The organism is Kitasatospora sp. NPDC096140 (genome assembly GCF_040303045.1).
In the GTDB taxonomy this organism is placed as follows: domain Bacteria; phylum Actinomycetota; class Actinomycetes; order Streptomycetales; family Streptomycetaceae; genus Kitasatospora.
Map to the genome: position 1 here is coordinate 41,171 of NZ_JBEOUW010000018.1, position 17,309 is coordinate 58,479.

Here is a 17,309-nt window from a genome sequence, read left to right on the forward strand (position 1 = left end):
CGCTCAGCCCGCGTACACGTCCTCGACGTACCGCCCGGCCTCGACCAGCCCCTGCAGCCAGTCCTGCGCCCGCCGCTCGTCGGCGCCCGGCGTCCGCTCCCGGTACAGCTCCCGGAAGGCCGCCCGGACACCCGGCGCCATCCGCGCGCCGTCGCCGCACACGTACACCTCGGCGCCCGCCGCGAGCAGCTGCCAGACCTCGGCGGCCTCCGCCGCGAGGCGGTCCTGCACGAAGCGCCGCCCGTCCTGCGGCCGCTCGCTGAAGGCCGGCCGCATCGACACCGCGCCGGCCCGCTCGGCCGCCTCCAGCTCCGCCCGGTGCAGGTAGTCCCCCGCCGGGTCGTCGCAGCCGAAGTACAGCAGCGCGGGGGCGAGTTCGGCTCCGTCGGCGAGCAGCGCACGGCGGTCGGCGACGGCGCCGCGGAAGGGCGCCAGGCCGGTGCCGGCCGCGATCATGATCACCGGGGTGCGGTGGCCGATCCGGAACGCCTCCCGGCAGGGCCGGACCCGGGCGAGCACGGTGTCGCCGACCGCCACCCGGGCGAGGTGGCCGGAGCCGGTGCCGCGGAAGGTGCCCCGCCCGGAGCGGGCCGGGGCGCTGAGCACGGAGACCATCAGGTCCACCTCGTGCGCACCGGCGGCCGGCGAGGAGGAGATCGAGTAGTGCCGGGGCCGGATCGGCGGCAGCAGCTCCAGCAGCACCGGCCAGGTCAGGCCGCCCTGCAGGGCCGGGTGGTCCTCGATGAGGTCCAGCAGGGTGCGCGGGTCGTCCTCGGGCACGGCCCGCAGGGCGCCCTGCTCGGGCGGGCAGGGGTTGAGCGCGGCCAGCACGGCGCGCTGCCCGGCGGTCGGGCGGTCCTGCAACTCCACGTGGTGGGTGAGCAGTTCGCGCACCGTCAGCGGGCGGTCGACGGTCAGGCCGGTGCGCCGGTGGGCGACGATGTTGAGCACCGTCCGCGGATCGGCGCCGAACAGCTTCGCCGCACGCTCGACCAGGGCCGGGTCGTTGGCCGGGAGCACCGTGAGGTGGTCGGCGGTCCGGTAGCCGGTGCCCTCGGGCAGGGCGAGGCGGACCAGGCGCTTCACCCGGGGGTGGCCGGGATCGGTCAGGCTCTCGACGGCGGTGACGGTCAGCTCGGTCATGTCGTGCCGGGCGGCCGGCGCGGCCAGCGGTCCGCCCGTCACCTCGGTCACCGTGTACACGGCATCCGGGCGCGGCGCGGCGGGGGCGTCGGCGTCCCCGTACCGCTCCAGCAGGGCGGCGCGCAGGTCCTCGGTGAACTGCCGCACGGTGCCGGACAGGTCGCCGGAGGCGTCGGCCTCGGCGCGGGCCACCAGCCGGGTCGCGCCGAGGGCGGCGAGCCGGTCGTCGATCAGGGCGGGGACGCGCTGGTAGGTGGCGGCGTAGGTGCGGTCACCGATGCCGAGCACCGCGTACTGCACGCCGTCCGCGGCGCCGTCCTCCTGGAGGCGGCGGACGAACACGGCCGCGTCGTCGGTCGGCTGCCCGTTGTACGAGGCGGCCGTGATCACCACCGGACGGTCGGTGGGCAGCCCGTCCGCGTACGCGTCCAGCGGGGCGATCGCGGTGTCGCAGCCGAGGTCGGCGGCGGCCTCCGCGAGCTGCCGGCCGAACTCGCGGCAGGCGCCGTAGTTGGAGCCGTGCAGGAGCAGCAGCCCGGTGCCCCGGCGGACCCGGCCGGGGCGCCCGGCGGCGGCTCCGGTGCGCGCGGCCGGGCCGGCCGCCGGCCCGGTGGCGGCCGTGGGCGCGGGCGTGCGCCGGGCGAGGCCGACGGTGAACTCGTCGGGCTTGATGGTGAGCGTCTGCTTGATGGTCAGCCGGTAGTCGGCGTGGTCGATCAGCCGGTAGCGGTGGACCAGCATGCCGAGCAGCATGGTGGCCTCGTGCAGGGCGAACTGCCGCCCGATGCAGGCGCGTTCGCCGGTGCCGAAGGGCTTGAAGGCGTGCGGGGAGCGGGCCGCCTCGGGCTCGGCGTCGAAGCGGGACGGGTCGAACAGCTCGGGGTTGTCGCCCCACACCGGGTCGCGGTGCAGCATCGGGGTCGACACGAAGACGGTCTCCCCGGCGCGCAGCGGGATCCGCCCGCCGAGCAGGGTGTCCTCGCGCGCCTCGCGGCTGAAGGCGGGCGCGGTGGGCCACAGCCGCAGCGCCTCGTTGAGCACCTGGCGGGTGTACCGCAGCCGTCCGACGTCCTCGTAGGACGGCTCCGGGTCGGCCCGGTCCCCCCAGAGCGCGTCCACCTCCCGCTGGACCTCGCGCAGGACGGCCGGGTGCTTGACGAGGTAGTACATCGCGAAGGACAGGGCGCCCGAGGTGGTCTCGTGACCGGCGATCAGGAAGGTGATCACCTGGTTGCGGATGTTCTCGGCGTCCAGCCGGGTGCCGTCCGAGGGGCGCACCGCACCGAGCATCAGGGCCAGCAGGTCCTCGGCCGGGCCCTGCTCGTCCTCGCCCGCGCGGGCGGCGATGACCTCGTCGACCACGTCGGCCAGGTAGTCGGCGTCGGCCCGGAAGGCGGTGTCGCGCTCGCTGTGGTCCTGCTCCGGGTCGCGGGTGAGCCTGGTCATCGCCCACTCCAGGCAGCGCACCATCGCGTCCACGAACGGGTGCGGCTCGTCCCGCTCGAAGGAGCCGAAGTCGAAGCCGAAGCCGGCCAGTCCGATGGTGTCCAGCGTCATCCGGGTCATGTCGCCCGGCACGTCCACCGGCAGGCCGGCGGCCTCCCGGCGGTCCCAGGACTCGATCAGCCGGCGGGCCACCCGCAGCATCACCGGGTGGTAGGTGCGCATCGAGCCGAGGGCGAAGGCGGGCATCAGGATGTCGTGCGCCCGGGCCCAGTTGGGCTCGTCGTTGTACGCGGTGAACAGGCCGTCGCCGGTGAACCGGCGGACGTTCTCCAGGCCCGGGCCGATCGACTTGGTGAACCGGGTCTCGTCGGCCAGTTCCTCGACCAGCTCCAGCCCGGTGACCACCAGGGTGTCCCGGCCGTGCAGCCGCTGGACGAAGGCCGGGCCGTGCTCTCTGGCCAGCTCCATGATCCGCAGCATCGGGGCGGCGACCGGCGGCGCGGAGGAGATGTCCACCAGGGGGACGCCCCGGGGCCCGGCGGCGGGTCCGCTCCCGGCTTCGACCCGCGCCTCGTCCCGCGCTCCGGCCGTTGCTCCGGCCGGTGCTCCGGCCGGTGCTTCGGTGATGGTGTCGGTCATGGTGGTCCCTCCCGCAGCAGATGGTTTTCGGCTCCCCCCACTCTGCGCCCACCGGAAGGGAGTCCCGGCTGTGATCACTACATGATTGTGTAGTACCCGGGACATCCGCGGACTTGCCGACGAACCGTCAGCTCTGCCACGCACGTGCGCGTCGGCCGACGAGAGCGCGGACGCCACGGGAGGAGGAGCAGACATGCGATCGACCGAGGGCTGCGGTCCGGCACCGGGGAGCCGGCCGGACGCGGCGGTGATCTGGCGCAACCGGGCACTGCGCCTGCTGGACCACGTGCCGCTGCCGATCGCGGTGGTCGAGTTCGGCGGCCGGACCCTGATCGTCAACCGCGCCATGGCGGCCGAGTTCGGCCTGCTGCCGGGGCAGTTCCGCGACCGGAAGATCCTGGAGTTCTTCACCCTCCGGGACAGCGACACCCTGCAGGCACTCGCCGAGGCCGTCCGGATGCACCGGCGCTCGCAGTACCCGGCCCGGGTCTCCTGGACCCCCGCCCGCGGTGACGAGCGGCACGGCGAGATGACCGTCGACCTGGTCGCCGACACTCCGGAGCAGACCCCCGCCCTGCTGCTCTCGCTGCGCACCGTCGAGGCCCCCCGGGTGGTGCCGCCGCCGGGCCCGCGCGCCGAGGTCAGCCCGGTCGAGGGCCGGATCCTCGCCGCGGCCGCCCGGGGCGCCACCACCGCGCAGATCGCCCGCGAGATCGGGCTCGGCCCGGACGGCGTCAACTACCATCTCGCCCGGCTCTCCCGGCGCTGGCGGGTGCCCAACCGCACCGCGCTGGTCGCCCGCGCCTACGCCACCGGCGTCCTGGCGGCCGACACCTGGCCACCGGAACCCGCGTCCGACTGACCGAAGTTGACGAAACGTCAAAGCCGTTGCCGCCGAGGGCGATCAAAACCACCCGGCCGGGTGACGGCGGGCTTCGGTCCGGCCGCTCCTGGGCAGTCTCCCCCGGCGGGGGCCGATTCGAGGAGGAGGACGGCATGCGGCAGGACGAGGACCGGACCACCGGCGACCGGACGGCGGCAGGGGCGGCGGACGGCGCCGGGGCGCGCCCCGCGGCACCACCCGGGACGGCAGCGGGCAGCACGGCGGAGACCACGGCGGGCATCTCGTCGGGCATCACGGCGGACGAGCGGGAGGCGGGTCTGCGGCAGTCCGCCGCCTTCCTCGTCGACGAGGCCCTCGGCTTCCTGTTCCCCGCCGCCCTGCGCGCCGCCGCCGAGGTCGGGGTCGCCGACCACCTCGCGGACGGCCCCCGCACCCCCGCCGAACTCGCCGCCGCGACCGGCACGGACGACCGCAACCTGTACCGGGTGCTGCGCCTGCTCGCCACCCGGGGCGTCGTCACGGAGGACGCGCAGGGCCGCTTCGCCCTCGCACCGGCCGGGCAGGCCCTGCGCAGCGGCGTCCCGTACTCCGTCCGGGCGGCCGTCCTGATGCTCACCGACCGCACCATGTGGCGCCCCGCCGGAGAGCTGACGCACTGTCTGACCGACGGCACCACGGCCTTCGAGAACCTCTTCGGCGTGCCGTTCTTCGACCACTTCGCCAAGGACGAGCGAACGGCCGCCGTCTTCCACGTCGGCATGGCGGCGATGTCCGACCCGGAGAACGCGCTCATCGCGGCCGCCTGCGACCTCCCGGCGACCGGCACGGTGGTGGACATCGGGGGCGGCCACGGCGGCCTGCTGCTGGAGGTGCTGCGCGCCAACCCGGGCCTGGAGGGCGTCCTCTACGACCGCGCCCACGTGCTCGCCGGGCACCGGCTGGCGGCGCACGGGGAGATCGCGGGCCGCTGGACGCCGCAGGAGGGCGACTTCTTCGCCTCCGTGCCGGACGGCGACGTCCACCTGCTCAAGCGGATCACGCACGACTGGGACGACGAGGACTGCGTCACCCTGCTGGGGCACTGCCGCCGCGCCCTGCGGCCGGGCGGCCGGGTCCTGGTCCTGGACGCCGTGGTCCCGCCGGGCAACGCGCCGCACCAGGCGAAGACCCTGGACCTGATGATGATGGCCTCCCTCACCGGCCGCGAGCGCACCGAGGCCGACTTCGCGGAGCTCCTCGGCCGGGCCGGGCTGCGGCTGTCCCGGGTGCTCCCCACGCCGACGGTGCTGTCCGTGGTCGAGGCGGTGGCCGCCTGAGCGGACCGGCGGGCGGGCCCGTGCCCCGGCGTCAGGCCGGTGTGCAGCGCAGCGCCGCCCACAGGTCGAGACGGTCCTCCAGCTTGAGCAGGCTGCGGCCGGTGAGCTCCTCGATCCGTTTGACCCGGTAGTGCACCGTGTTGACGTGCAGGTGCAGCGCCTCCGCCGTCCTGGACCAGGAGGCGCTGTGCCGGAGGAAGGCGTCCAGGGTGTCCAGCAGGGAGACGGTGTTGGCCCGGTCGTGCTCGATCAGCGGCGCGAGGACCCGGCGGCGGAACGCCGCGGTGATCTCGGCCGGGACGCCCCGCAGCAGCGCTTCCAGGGAGGTGATCCGCGAGCAGCGGCCGACGGCTCCGGGCGGCTCGACGTCGAGCGCGTAGCGGGCCTGGACGAGCGCGGCCCGGAGCTCGTGGGCGAGCGGTTCGACGGTGGCGCCGATGCCCAGGCGCAGCCGCCGGCCGCCGGTCAGGGCGGCTTCCAGGCGCGGGAGGACGCGCTGCAGGGTCTCCGCGATCCGGTCCTCCGGGGCCGGGGACAGGGCCACCGCGCCGCCCCGGCCGTCGGGGGCGGCGACGAAGGGGGCGGGCAGTTCGTGGAGGGCTTCGGCCAGGGCCGCGGCCGGCCAGGTCGCGGGTGCGCCGTCGATCCGCGCGGCGACCGGGGTGAGCCGCTGCTGCGGGGGCAGGCCGGAGAGGGCGAGTGCGCGTTCCGCCTCGGCCTCGGTGTCGGCGCCGGAGTCGAGCAGTTCGATCAGCCGGGTGCCGGTCTGGCGCTGGGCGGTGGCGGTCGCGCGGTCGCGGGTGGCGAGCGGGGCGAGCAGCTCGGCCAGGCCGTGCAGCAGGGCGGTGGCGGTCGGGCCCGGTTCGGTGTGCGGCTGCAGCAGCCAGCCGTCGAACGGCGAGTCGGCGGGCGGGCCGACCGGGACGGGCGTCGCGGCGGTGCGCGGGGCACGGCGAGGCGGGGTGTGCGCCGCAGCGGAGGCCGGTGCGTGCGCCGGGCCGTGCGCGGAGCCATGGGCCGGTGCATGCGCGGAGCCGTGTGCCGGGGGCTGCGCCGAGGTGGCCAGGACCCGGCCGGAGCCGGTGGTCAGGGAGCACCCGGGCAGTCCGAGGTCGGCGACCGCCCGCCCCAGGAGCTCGTCCGGGGAGGCCTGCGCGCGCAGCAGCTGGGTCAGGGCGCGCCGGGCGGCGGCCGGGAGGGCCGCCTGCCCCTCGGCGTGCGCCTGGAGGTCCCCCCACAGCCGGAGGTAGACGCGGTCGGTGACGGAGCGGAAGCTGGTGCCGGTGGGCACCGACAGCAGGGGGATGCCGTGGCGGCGGCAGGCCTCGACCAGTTCCGCGGGGACGGTGCCGTGGGTGCCCTCGCCGGCGAGGAGCGCGGCGACCTCGGCGATGCGCAGCGCGTTGGCGAAGCGCATCGCCGCCTGGCCCTCGTCCGGCCGCCACCAGACCAGCCCGGAGAGGACCAGTTCGCCGCGCTGCAGGTAGCGGGCCGGGTCCTGCAGGTCGGTGGAGGTCACGCCCGTCACCTCGCGGTCGAGCAGGTGGGGGCTCGCCCAGGCGACCTCGATGTGGAGGTCGTCCAGCTCCAGGAGGTCTCCGACGATCATGCTGTGCTCCTTGTGCACCATGGACGAGTGGGGGTCTCGCACATGCGATGGCTGACGCGTGTCAGGCATCGTAAACACAAGGCGGACGGGGTGGTTCGGCTCTTGTGGGATCACCTGACGACAGGGCGGCGGACGGGGGTGCGCTCCGGTGGTCCCGACAGTGGACCGCCCCGGCGCCGACCCGGTCCGGCCCATCCCCGTCCGGCCGGGACCGGCTCACGGTGACGCGGGCCGCCGCCGGTGCTCGTCGAGGGCCCGCCAGACCTTGTCCCGCAGGAACGGCGCCTCGGTGAAGCGGATGCCGGTGGCGTCCCGCAGGGCGTTGGCGAAGGCCGGCGGCACCGGGTTGAACGGGCTCTCCGACATCGACTTGGCACCCAGCGGCCCGATCGCGTCGGAGGTCTCGGTGAAGTGCACCTCGGTGCGCGGCACGTCCGCGAACGCGGGCAGCCGGTAGCGGCGGAACGCGGCCGTGGTGACCTCGCCCCGGTCGTCGACCAGGACCTGCTCGAACAGCGTCGCGCCGAGCGCCTGGGCCACGCCGCCCTCGACCTGGCCGCGGCACTGCAGCGGGTTCATCACCCTGCCGGCGTCGGCGCCGTGGACGCTGCGCAGGATCCGGATCTCGCCGGTGTCCGGGTCCACCGCGATCCGGAACCACTGGGAGTTGAACGCCACCGAGCGCGGCGAGCCGCCGAAGTGGCCGTCGGCGCCGAGCTCCACGCCCCGCCCGTGCGCGGCCTCGTACACCTCCTTGAGCGGCACCGTCCGCCCGTCGCACTCCACCGCCTCGGCGGTCAGCCGCAGCAGGCTGCGCGGGGTGCGGGCGTACTCGGCGGTGAAGGAGAGGATCCGCTCGGCGAGCGCGTTGGCGGCCTTCATCACGGCCTTGCCCGCGACCACCGTGCCGGCCGAGCCGAACGCGCCGGTGTCGTGCCTGACGACGTCGGTGTCGGACTGCCGGACGGCGATCCGGTCCACGGTGGTGCCCAGCGCGCCCGCGGTGATCTGCTTGTGCACCGTCGTGGTGCCGTTGCCGAACTCCGCGGTGCCCACGGCGATGTCGTACGTGCCGTCGGCCAGCAGCTTCACCGTGGCGTCGGCGATGTGGCCGCCGGGCGGGCCGCAGGCGATGGCCGCCATGGCGAAGCCCTGGCCCACCAGCCAGCCCTCGGGGGCGAGTTCGGCACTGGTGTCGTCCGCGAGGGCGTCGCGGACCACCCGCAGGCACTGGTCGAGCCCGTACGAGGCGATGTGCAGGTCCTCCTCCTCGCCGAGCGGGCCCTCCATGTGCTCGCCGGGCCCGATGACGTTCCTCTCCCGGAGCACCAGCGGGTCGATGCCCAGCCGGCGGGCGAGTTCGTCCATGGCCGACTCCACGGCGAAGGTGACCTGGCCGAGGCCGTAGCCGCGGAAGGCGCCGGCGGGCACCGCGTTGGTGTAGACGGAGTAGGCGTCGACCTTCTTGTGCGGCGCCCGGTAGACGCCCATCGACTCGCCGATGCTGTGGAACATCACCGCCGGCCCGTGGTTGCCGTAGGCGCCGGTGTTGGCGACCACCCGGAACTGCAGGGCCGTCAGGGTGCCGTCGCTCCTGGCGCCGAGCTTGACGGTGACGGTGAACGGGTGCCTCGTCGTGGCGCCGAAGAACTGCTCGGCGCGGGTGAACTCCAGCTTGACCGGCCGGTGCAGGCGCAGCGCCGCCAGCACCGCGATGTCCTCGGTGAGCATCTCCTGCTTGCCGCCGAACCCGCCGCCGACCCGGCCCGCCACCACCCGGACCTTGTCCATCGGCAGGCCGTGCAGGTCGCACAGGGCCCGCCGGGTCAGGAAGGGCACCTGGGTGGAGGAGCGCACCACGATCCGCTCCTCGCCGGTCTCCTCGTTCTCCTCGAAGTAGGCGACGCAGCCGTGCGTCTCCAGGCTGGCGTGCTGCACCCGCTGCGTCCGGAACGTCTCCTCGTACACCACGTCGGCCTCGGCGAAGCCCTGCTCGACGTCGCCCAGTTCGCCGTGCGCCTCGCCGCAGACGTTGTCCTGCGGGCGGGCGATCCGGGACTCCGGGCCCTTGGGGTGGATCACCGGGGCGCCCGGGCCCATCGCCTCCTCCGGGTCCAGCACGTACGGGAGCGGCTCGTACGTGACGACGATCCGCCGGCAGCCCTCCTCGGCCGCGCCCTCGCTCTCGGCGACGACGGCGGCCACCCGCTGGCCGACGAAGCGGACGGTGTCGTCCAGCAGCCGGGTGTCGTCCGGGTCCTCGGTCGGGTGCTCGTGGCGGGCCGAGGAGTACAGGGTGTCCGGCACGTCCTCGTGGGTGAACACCGCGACCACGCCGGGGACGCGCAGCGCGTCCGCGGTGTCGACGGCGACGATCCGGGCGTGCGGGTGGGGCGAGCGCAGCAGCTTCATGTGCAGCAGGCCCGGGACGTCGACGTCGAAGGTGTAGCGGGCGGTGCCGGTCACCACCTGGGGACCGGCGGGGGCGCCCAGGCTGCGGCCGACGGCCTGGCCGGCGCACGGCCGTTCGGTGTGCCGCACGCCGCGGACGGCGTCCTCGATCGCCCGGTAGCCGGTGCAGCGGCACAGGTTGCCCTTCAGTGCGCGCGGCAGGTCGGCGAGCTGTTCCTCGTCGAGGGCCGAGGCCGTCATCAGCATGCCGGCCGTGCAGAAGCCGCACTGGAAGCCCTGGGCGTCCAGGAACTTCTGCTGCAGCGGGTGGAGTTCACCGCCCTCCTCGGCCAGTCCCTCCACCGTGGTGACGGCGCGGCCCCCGGCGCGCAGCGCCGGGTAGAGGCAGCTGTGCACCGGCTCGCCGTCCACCTGGACGGTGCAGGCGCCGCAGTCGCCGGCGTCGCAGCCCTTCTTCACCCCGAACCAGCCGCGCTCGCGCAGGTAGGTGCGCAGGCACTGGCCGGCGCGCGGCTCGGCTTCGAAGTCCTCGCCGTTGACCCGGACGGAGAAGCTCATCGTCCGTCCTCCTCACCGCTGCGGTGCTCCTGGACGATCTCGCGGCGGATCTCCTCGGCCAGCCGGAAGGTCATATGCCGCCGCCAGGCCGGGTGTCCGTGGATGTCGTCGAAGTACTCCTGCGGCTCGATCCCGCGGGCGATCGCCTCGTGCACCGCCGCCGCGTTCGGCGGCAGCGGGAAGCGCAGCCGGATCGGGCGCACGGTGGAGGCGGTGACGGTCAGCACCAGCTCGCCGTCGAGCGGGTCGCGGGTGCCGATGATCAGCGCGGCGGAGCGGCCGAGCCCGTAGAGGGAGGCCTGCCGGAACGCGGTGCGCCGCGCCAGGGCCCGGGCGGGCAGGCGGATCGAGCGGAGCAGTTCGCCGGGGCGCAGGTCCTTCACCCCGGCGCCGACGACGAAGTCCTCGACGGGCAGTTCGCGCACCGCGCCGTCCTGGGCGAGCAGGGTGCAGACGCCGTCCAGCGCGGCGGCCAGCGAGATCATCGGCCCGGCGGGCAGCCCGTTGCACAGGTTCCCGCCGACGGTGGCCATGTGCCAGATCTTCCAGGAGGCGAGGAAGGCCCGGCAGCACTGCTCGACGAGCGGGGCCGCCGGCCGGTCCAGGGCCTTGGCGAAGCGCGACAGTTGGGCGATCGTGCAGGTGGCCGCGATCTCCAGGTCGCCGTCGGGGGTCAGCCGCACCGGCTCCCAGCCCATCCGGCTGAGGTCGATCAGCCGGCGGATGTGCGGCTGCGGCTCGGAGAACAGGTACGTCCCGCCGCCGAGCCAGGCGTCCCCCTGGCGCCAGGGCCCGCGCCGCCGCGCGTCGCGCAGCTCCACCACCGTGTTCAGGTCCACGTTCCGTCACCGTCCTCGATTGATCGACACGGCGATTGAAGCAACGCGAGACCTGGCGGAACGAGTGGTCGCACGCACCAGGCGCGGGCGCCCGGACTGGGTGATCGACCAGCGCATGGACATGACGGCCGACCGGCCGGGGGCGGCTCGACAGCGGGGCGGGGGCCCGGCGGCCGGGCTGCCCCGTGGCGGCGGGCTCAGCCGTCCGCACGCCGTACGGCCTCGATGAATCCCCTGGTGGTGGGCCGCGACAGCGGGCGGCCGTACGTCTCGCCGAGGCCGTCCAGGGCGGTGAGGGCGGTGGTCCAGCCGTGCCGGTCGAGCCAGCCGTGGGTGTCGGGGCCGAGGCCGCCGCGCCACAGCCCGGTGATGTGGGCGAGCGCCGGGTCGTGCGGCGTCGCCTTCACGTCCTGGCCCTTCTCCAGCAGCAGCCGGCTGCCGGGGGCGGCCAGGCCGGCGACCGCCGTGAACAGTCCGGCCGCCTCCTCGGGCGTGAAGTAGACCAGCAGTCCCTCCGCCAGCCAGGCCGAGCGGCGCGCCGGGTCGAACCCGGCCCCGACCAGCCGGGCGGGCCAGTCGCCGTCGAGCAGGTCGGCGGGCAGGGTGGTGCGCCCACTGCTCGGCACGGCGCCGAGCCCGTCGAGGACCAGCTCCTTGAAGGCCAGCACCGGGGCCAGGTCGAGCTCGAACACCCGGGTTCCGGCGGGCCAGTCCAGCCGGTACGCGCGGGTGTCGAGCCCGGCCGCGAGCAGCACCACCTGGTCGGCCCCGGCGGCGAGCAGGCGGTCGTCGTAGAAGCGGGTGCGCAGGATGCCGTGCGCGACCAGGGCCTTGGCGAGGTCGCTGCCCGGCCCGGAGGCGGACATCGGCGCGTCGGCCGCCGTGACGAACGCGGCGGCGTACGGGTCGACGAACAGCGGGTCGGGGCGGGAGCTCTCGTAGGCCCGGACCCGGGCGACGGACAGGGCGGTGCGGGACACCGGGCTCAGCGGTTCGGAGGTCGTCATGGCGGCAATGTACCGACCCGAACGCGCCGCCCGTCCGGCGGATCCCGTCACCGCGACTTCCACAACTGCGTCACAAGAGCGCCGAGTTGCTCCCCGCCGACCGGCCGCCCTGGAATCATCCCGCTGGGCGCCCGGGGAGGTGCCCGGGACGCGATCGTGGGGGTGGCGCGGGCTCCGGCCTCGGCACCGGCTTCCTCGCCTTCGTCGGCGGCTCCCCGCTCCTGCAGATGGCGTTGCCGCTCGCCGTCACCCTGGGCATCCCCCTCCTCGGCTGGGTCGCGCTGGTCGCCACGGCCGCCGCGATCCCCTGAGCGGACCGGCCCCGTCGACAGAAGTTCCACAACTGCGTTACAAGAGATTCGAATTGACTTCTCCCGCCGGGAGCCTCCCTGGAATCATCACTGCTGGGCATCGGGGAGGTGCCCGGGACGGGATCGAGGGGGTTCGATGAACGCACGGATCGAGGACGCGAGGCCGCCCGGCCGGCCCCGGCTCCACTGGGTGATCGTCCGGGGCCTGGCCCGGGCGCTGCTCGTGGCGGCGGGCCTGGCCACCGTCCTCCTCGCCTTCAGCTGGTTCGTGGACGCCTACCGCTCGGTGGACGCCTACCGCGCCGCCCCGGACTGCGGCACGGCCGCCGCCGCGCCCGGCGGCCCCTGCGTACGCCACGAGACCGGCAAGGTGACGGCACGGAAGGTCGACAACAGCAGCGACTCCACCACCTACGACCTGACCGTGGCGCGCGAGACCGCACCCGGCCGCACCTTCAGCGTCGGCGAGGCCTTCTACCGGGAGGCGAAGATCGGAACCGACGTGGACGTGAAGGTCTGGAACGGCCGGCCGGTCGAGGTCTCCTGGCACGGACACCGCGCCTCGACCCCCGACATCCCCTGGCTGTCCACCCTCAAGGTGGCCCTCCTGGTCGGCGCCGGGACGGCCCTGACCGCGTACGGCCTGGCCTGGCCACGCGACAGCTATCTGGGGACCCCGGTGGTCGCCGCCGTCTCGATCTTCATCCCCACCTACATCGGGGCCCTGATCCTCTGCCTGGCCCAGTGGCCGCTCATCGTCACCCTGGTGATCCCCGGGCTCGCCTGGCTGCTCCTGACCGCCACCGCCGTGGCCGCGTCCCGCGAGGCCTGAGCACCGGGACCACCCCGACGGCCCGTGCGTCCGCGATGGGATGATGGACGGGACGATTCCGCGGGTGAGAGGTGGCGCATGAGCAGCAGACTGCGGGTGCTGCGGAAGCAGAACCGGCTCAGTCTGGAGGCGCTCGCCGAGCAGGTCGGCGTCACCAAGAGCTACCTCTCCAAGGTCGAACGGGGTCTCAGCGACCCGTCCATCTCCACCGCGCTCAAACTGGCGCACGCCCTGGGCGTCGACGTCGGCCGGCTGTTCTCGGACGAGGTGGAGCCCGAGCTGGTGACCGTCGTGCGCGCCGGCGAACGCACCCCGATCGCCGGCGGGACCGGCCCGGGCACGCCGCACTACGAGGGCATCGCGACCGGCCTCAGCGGCAAGCAGATGGTGCCGTTCGTGATGTACCCGCCGACCGACGCGACCGGCTCGGCGTACAAGTCCCACGCGGGCGAGGAGTTCCTGTTCGTCCACGCGGGCACCGCGGAGCTGGAGTTCCCCGAGCGGACCGTCCGGCTCGGCCCCGGGGACAGCGTCTACTTCAACTCCGCGCTGCCGCACCGCTGTCGGAGCACCGGGGCGGAGCCGGCCGAGATCCTCGTGGTCATCCACGACGACCCGGCCGGCCCCTCGGACCGGGTCCCCACCCTGCCCTGACGCACGACGGGTCCGACGGACGGCGGTGACGCCCGGCGCGCGGGCTCAGGCCGGCGGGACGGCGCCCGCCTCGGCCAGCAGCGCGGCCAGCCGTTCCGCCCGCTCCCCGGCCAGCGGCAGCAGCGGCCGCCGCGGCTCGCCGACGTCCAGGCCGCGCAGCGCCAAGCCCGCCTTGACCGTGGTCGGCAGGCCGCCGCCGGTCAGGAACTGCAGCACCGGCAGCTGCCGGTAGAAGACCTGCCGGGCGGTGTCCAGCGCTCCGGCGCGCACCGCCCGGTACAGGGCCAGGGTGAGCTCCGGGATCAGACAGGGCGCCGCCGTGCACCAGCCGGCCGCGCCGGCCGCGAAGGCCTCCAGCGCCAGCGGGTTGGAGCCGTTGTAGAAGGGCAGGGCGCCGTCGGACAGTTGGGCGAGCCGGTGCATCCGCTGGATGTCGCCGCTGCTCTCCTTGACCATGGTGATGTTCTCCACCCGGTCGACCAGCCGGTGCAGGAGTTCCGGCGGGAGGTCCACCCCGGCGGTGGCCGGGTTGTTGTAGACCATCAGCGGGATGCCGATCGCGCCGGCGATCTCCTCGTAGTGCCGGGTGACCTCCCGTTCGTCCAGCCTCCAGTAGGACAGCGGCAGCACCATCACCACGTCGGCGCCGACCTGCTCGGCGTACCGGGCCCGGCGGACGGCACTGCGGGTGGTGAGGTCGGCGATGCCGACCACGGTCGGCACCCGGCCCGCGACGGCGGCGACCGACGCCTCGGTGACGTCGAACCACTCCCGGTCGTCGAGGTAGGCGCTCTCGCCGGTGGACCCCAGCGGGGCGATCGCGTGGCAGCCGGAGGCGACCAGCCGCTCGATCAGCTCGGCGAGCCGGGTGAGGTCCGGGCTGCCGTCGGTGCGGGAGAACGGGGTCACCGGGTAGGCGATGATCCCGTCGAGGACGGTCGCGGCCATCTCAGGAGTCCTTCCGGGTGGGGGCGGCAGCGGGCAGGTGGTCCACGGCGTCGCCGTGCCCGGCGCGCAGTGCGCGGCGGGCGTAGTAGGCGAAGTTCGCCTGGCCGCGCTTGGGGGTGGAGATCCAGTCGTGCGCCTCCTGCGCCAGCAGCTCGGGGATCTCCCGGATCCTCCCCGCGGCGCTCGCCAGCAGCTGGAGCTTCGCGGCCCGTTCGAAGAGCAGGGCCAGGGTGCAGGCCTCCTCGACGGTCCCGGTGGCGACCAGCTGGCCGTGGTGGGCCAGCAGCAGCGCGCGCTTGTCGCCGAGCGCGGCCGCGATGATCTCGCCCTCCTCGTTGCCGACCGGGATGCCGGGCCACTTCTCCAGGAACGCGCAGTCGTCGTACAGCGGGCAGGTGTCCATGTGCGAGACGACCAGCGGGGTTTCGAGCATGGACAGCGCGGAGATGTGCAGCGGGTGGGTGTGGATGATGCAGTTGACGTCCGGTCGGGCGCGGTAGACCCAGCTGTGGAACCGGTTGGCCGGGTTGGCCATCCCGTCGCCCTCCAGGACGTCGAGGTCCTCGTCCACCAGCAGCAGGTTGGACTCGGTGATCTCGTCGAAGCCGAGTCCCAGGCGCTGCGTGTAGTAGGTGCCCGGGCGCTCGGCCCGGGCGGTGATCTGCCCGGCCAGGCCGGAGTCGTGCCCGGCGTCGAACAGGATGCGGCAGGTCAGCGCGAGCTTCTGGCGCACCGTCCAGCCGCTGTCGGGGATCGCGGCCTGCATCCGGCGGTGGGCGAGGTCCACCAGCTCGGACTTGTCCGCGTCGAACGTGTCGGCCATGCCGTGGTTCTCCTTCACTTCCCAGGGGTGTTCGGCCCTGCGGGGCGGGACGGAGGCGCAGCGGAGCGGGCAGCGCACGGCAGCGGGCAGCGCACGGCGGCGACCCGCGCCGGCCGGACCGCCGGGCGCGCCTCGGCGAGGACACGATGTTCACCATAGGACACAACGTGTCCTGCGTCGACCGTCGGTTCCGGACCGGTGCCGAACCGGTGCCGGCCCGTACACGGCGGTGCTCCACCGAAAGTGACGACGGCTCAGTTCGAACACGGCGCGGGCACGGCTCGGCGCGGCTCGGCGGAGACGGACACCGGGGATCATCATGGGTCCCGGGAGAAGGTTCACCGGGAGGCAGCACATGACCGATGCCGTCGTCGTCGGCTCCGGGCCCAACGGCCTGGCCGGCGCCGTCACGCTCGCCGAGCACGGCCTCACGGTCACCGTGCTGGAGGCCGCCGAGGAGATCGGCGGCGGCGCCCGCAGCGGCGAGAGCACCCTGCCCGGCCTGCTGCACGACCACTGCTCGGCGGTGCACCCGTTCGGCGTGGTCTCCCCACTGCTGCGCTCCCCCGACCTCGCCCGGCACGGACTGGAGTGGGCCTGGCCCGAGGTCGACCTGGCGCACCCGCTCGACGGCGGGGAGGCGGCCGCGGCCGTGCGATCGGTCCGCGACACCGCCCGCGCCCTGGGCGCCGACGCCGACGCCTGGCTGCGGGTGTTCGCCCGGCCCGGCGAGCACTTCGACGCCCTGGCCGAGGACGTCCTGCGCCCCCTGCTGCGGTTCCCCCGGCACCCCCTGCTGCTCGCCGACTTCGGCCGACGGGCCGCCCTGCCCGCCACGCTGCTCGCCCGCACCTGGCGCACCGCCCGGGCCCGGGCCCTGTTCGCCGGCGCCGCCGCACACGCCTTCCGCCCGCTCGACCGGCCCCTCACCTCCGCCGTCGGCCTGCTCCTCCTCGCCGCCGCGCACCACCGCGGCTGGCCGGTCGCCCGGGGCGGCTCCGGCCGGATCACCGCGGCCCTCGCGGCGCGGCTCACCGAACTCGGCGGACGCATCGAGACCGGACACCCGGTCCGCGCGCTGGCCGACCTGCCGCCCTGCCGGATCGTCCTGCTGGACGTCGCGCCCGGCGCGGCCGCCGACCTCTGCGGCGACCGGCTGCCCCCACGCGTACGGCGCGCCTACCGGCGCTGGCGGTACGGGCCCGCGGCGTTCCGCATGGACTTCGCCGTCCAGGGCGGCGTCCCGTGGCGCCACCCGGACTGCCGCCGGGCCGGCACCGTGCACCTCGGGGGCACCCTGGAGGAGGTCGCCCACGCCGAACGGCAGACCGCCCGCGGCCGGCTGCCCGCACGCCCCTTCGTCCTGGTCGCCCAGCAGTACCTCGCCGACCCCGGCCGCTCCCGCGGCGACGTCCACCCCGTGTACGCCTACGCCCACGTGCCGCACGGCTACGACGGGGACGCCTCCTGGGCGGTCCTCGCCCAGATCGAACGCTTCGCGCCCGGGTTCCGCGAGCGCGTGCTGGCGACCACCACCCTGCCGACCCGCCACCTGCCCCGCCACAACCCCAACCTCGTCGGCGGCGACATCAGCACGGGCGCCAACACCGCCCGCCAGACCGTCCTGCGCCCGCGCGCCGCCCTCGACCCGTACGCCACCGGCATCCCCGGCGTCCACCTCTGCTCCGCCGCCACCCCACCCGGCGCCGGCGTCCACGGCCTGTGCGGCATCCACGCAGCCCGCTCCGCCCTGCGACACGCGGGGATCCCGGTGACCGGCTGAGCAGTCGGCGTCGGCTTCGGGGTGTCCAATGCCGACGCCGTCGCCGTCGGGCGGGCGCAGCCGACCGGGCGTGGCAGCGCCCAGCCGGACGGTGGTCGCCGCGAGCATGGGGACTGCGCCGCCGTCCGCCCGGTCGGCGGCAGCG

The 17,309-nt window shown here is 74.9% G+C and carries 13 protein-coding genes; 6 read left to right on the forward strand and 7 right to left on the reverse strand.

Annotated features, from left to right (window positions below):
• Positions 1–3 precede the first annotated feature (3 nt).
• Complete coding sequence (locus ABT048_RS20145; RefSeq protein ID WP_350522783.1) at positions 4–3,228, reverse strand: bifunctional cytochrome P450/NADPH--P450 reductase; 3,225 nt, start codon at positions 3,226–3,228, stop codon at positions 4–6.
• 193 nt (positions 3,229–3,421) lie between these two features.
• Here ABT048_RS20145 and ABT048_RS20150 point away from each other — a divergent pair, with 193 nt between their 5' ends.
• A complete protein-coding gene (locus ABT048_RS20150; RefSeq protein ID WP_350522784.1) occupies positions 3,422–4,090 on the forward strand; it encodes a LuxR C-terminal-related transcriptional regulator in 669 nt (222 codons plus the stop codon).
• Between the two features lie 134 nt (positions 4,091–4,224).
• The gene (locus tag ABT048_RS20155) at positions 4,225–5,388 is read left to right on the forward strand and encodes a methyltransferase (protein ID WP_350522785.1); all 1,164 of its coding nucleotides are present in this window, start codon (positions 4,225–4,227) and stop codon (positions 5,386–5,388) included.
• Between the two features lie 31 nt (positions 5,389–5,419).
• On the opposite strand, the gene ABT048_RS20160 is transcribed toward ABT048_RS20155, so the two are convergent.
• The 4 genes from ABT048_RS20160 to ABT048_RS20175 all read right to left on the reverse strand — a co-directional run bounded on the left by ABT048_RS20160 (position 5,420) and on the right by ABT048_RS20175 (position 11,813).
• The gene (locus ABT048_RS20160; protein WP_350522786.1) at positions 5,420–6,997 is read right to left on the reverse strand and encodes a PucR family transcriptional regulator; all 1,578 of its coding nucleotides are present in this window, start codon (positions 6,995–6,997) and stop codon (positions 5,420–5,422) included.
• 216 nt (positions 6,998–7,213) lie between these two features.
• Complete coding sequence (locus tag ABT048_RS20165) at positions 7,214–9,967, reverse strand: molybdopterin-dependent oxidoreductase (protein WP_350522787.1); 2,754 nt, start codon at positions 9,965–9,967, stop codon at positions 7,214–7,216.
• On the reverse strand, positions 9,964–10,806 hold the full coding sequence (locus ABT048_RS20170; protein WP_350522788.1) for an FAD binding domain-containing protein: 843 nt from the start codon (positions 10,804–10,806) through the stop codon (positions 9,964–9,966). Before ABT048_RS20170 ends, ABT048_RS20165 begins: the two co-directional genes overlap by 4 nt.
• Positions 10,807–11,003: 197 nt before the next feature.
• Complete coding sequence (locus ABT048_RS20175) at positions 11,004–11,813, reverse strand: SAM-dependent methyltransferase (RefSeq protein WP_350522789.1); 810 nt, start codon at positions 11,811–11,813, stop codon at positions 11,004–11,006.
• An 86-nt stretch (positions 11,814–11,899) separates the two neighbouring features.
• On the opposite strand from ABT048_RS20175, the gene ABT048_RS20180 reads away from it, so the two are divergent.
• From ABT048_RS20180 to ABT048_RS20190, 3 genes are all read left to right on the forward strand, one after another.
• The gene (locus tag ABT048_RS20180; RefSeq protein WP_350522790.1) at positions 11,900–12,124 is read left to right on the forward strand and encodes a hypothetical protein; all 225 of its coding nucleotides are present in this window, start codon (positions 11,900–11,902) and stop codon (positions 12,122–12,124) included.
• Positions 12,125–12,260: 136 nt separating this feature from the next.
• On the forward strand, positions 12,261–12,956 hold the full coding sequence (locus ABT048_RS20185; RefSeq protein WP_350522791.1) for a hypothetical protein: 696 nt from the start codon (positions 12,261–12,263) through the stop codon (positions 12,954–12,956).
• A gap of 78 nt (positions 12,957–13,034) precedes the next feature.
• Positions 13,035–13,610: a helix-turn-helix domain-containing protein gene (locus tag ABT048_RS20190; protein WP_350522792.1), complete on the forward strand. Its 576-nt coding sequence runs from the start codon at positions 13,035–13,037 to the stop codon at positions 13,608–13,610.
• 45 nt (positions 13,611–13,655) lie between these two features.
• Here ABT048_RS20190 and ABT048_RS20195 read toward each other — a convergent pair whose 3' ends face one another.
• Positions 13,656–14,558, reverse strand: coding sequence for a dihydrodipicolinate synthase family protein (locus ABT048_RS20195; RefSeq protein ID WP_350522793.1), 903 nt, complete (start codon positions 14,556–14,558; stop codon positions 13,656–13,658).
• Position 14,559: 1 nt separating this feature from the next.
• Positions 14,560–15,381 carry an aldolase gene (locus ABT048_RS20200; protein WP_350522794.1) on the reverse strand — a complete coding sequence of 274 codons (822 nt, stop codon included), beginning with the start codon at positions 15,379–15,381 and terminating at the stop codon, positions 14,560–14,562.
• Between the two features lie 355 nt (positions 15,382–15,736).
• Here ABT048_RS20200 and ABT048_RS20205 point away from each other — a divergent pair, with 355 nt between their 5' ends.
• Positions 15,737–17,164: a phytoene desaturase family protein gene (locus ABT048_RS20205; protein ID WP_350522795.1), complete on the forward strand. Its 1,428-nt coding sequence runs from the start codon at positions 15,737–15,739 to the stop codon at positions 17,162–17,164.
• The last annotated feature ends 145 nt before the right edge of the window (positions 17,165–17,309 follow it).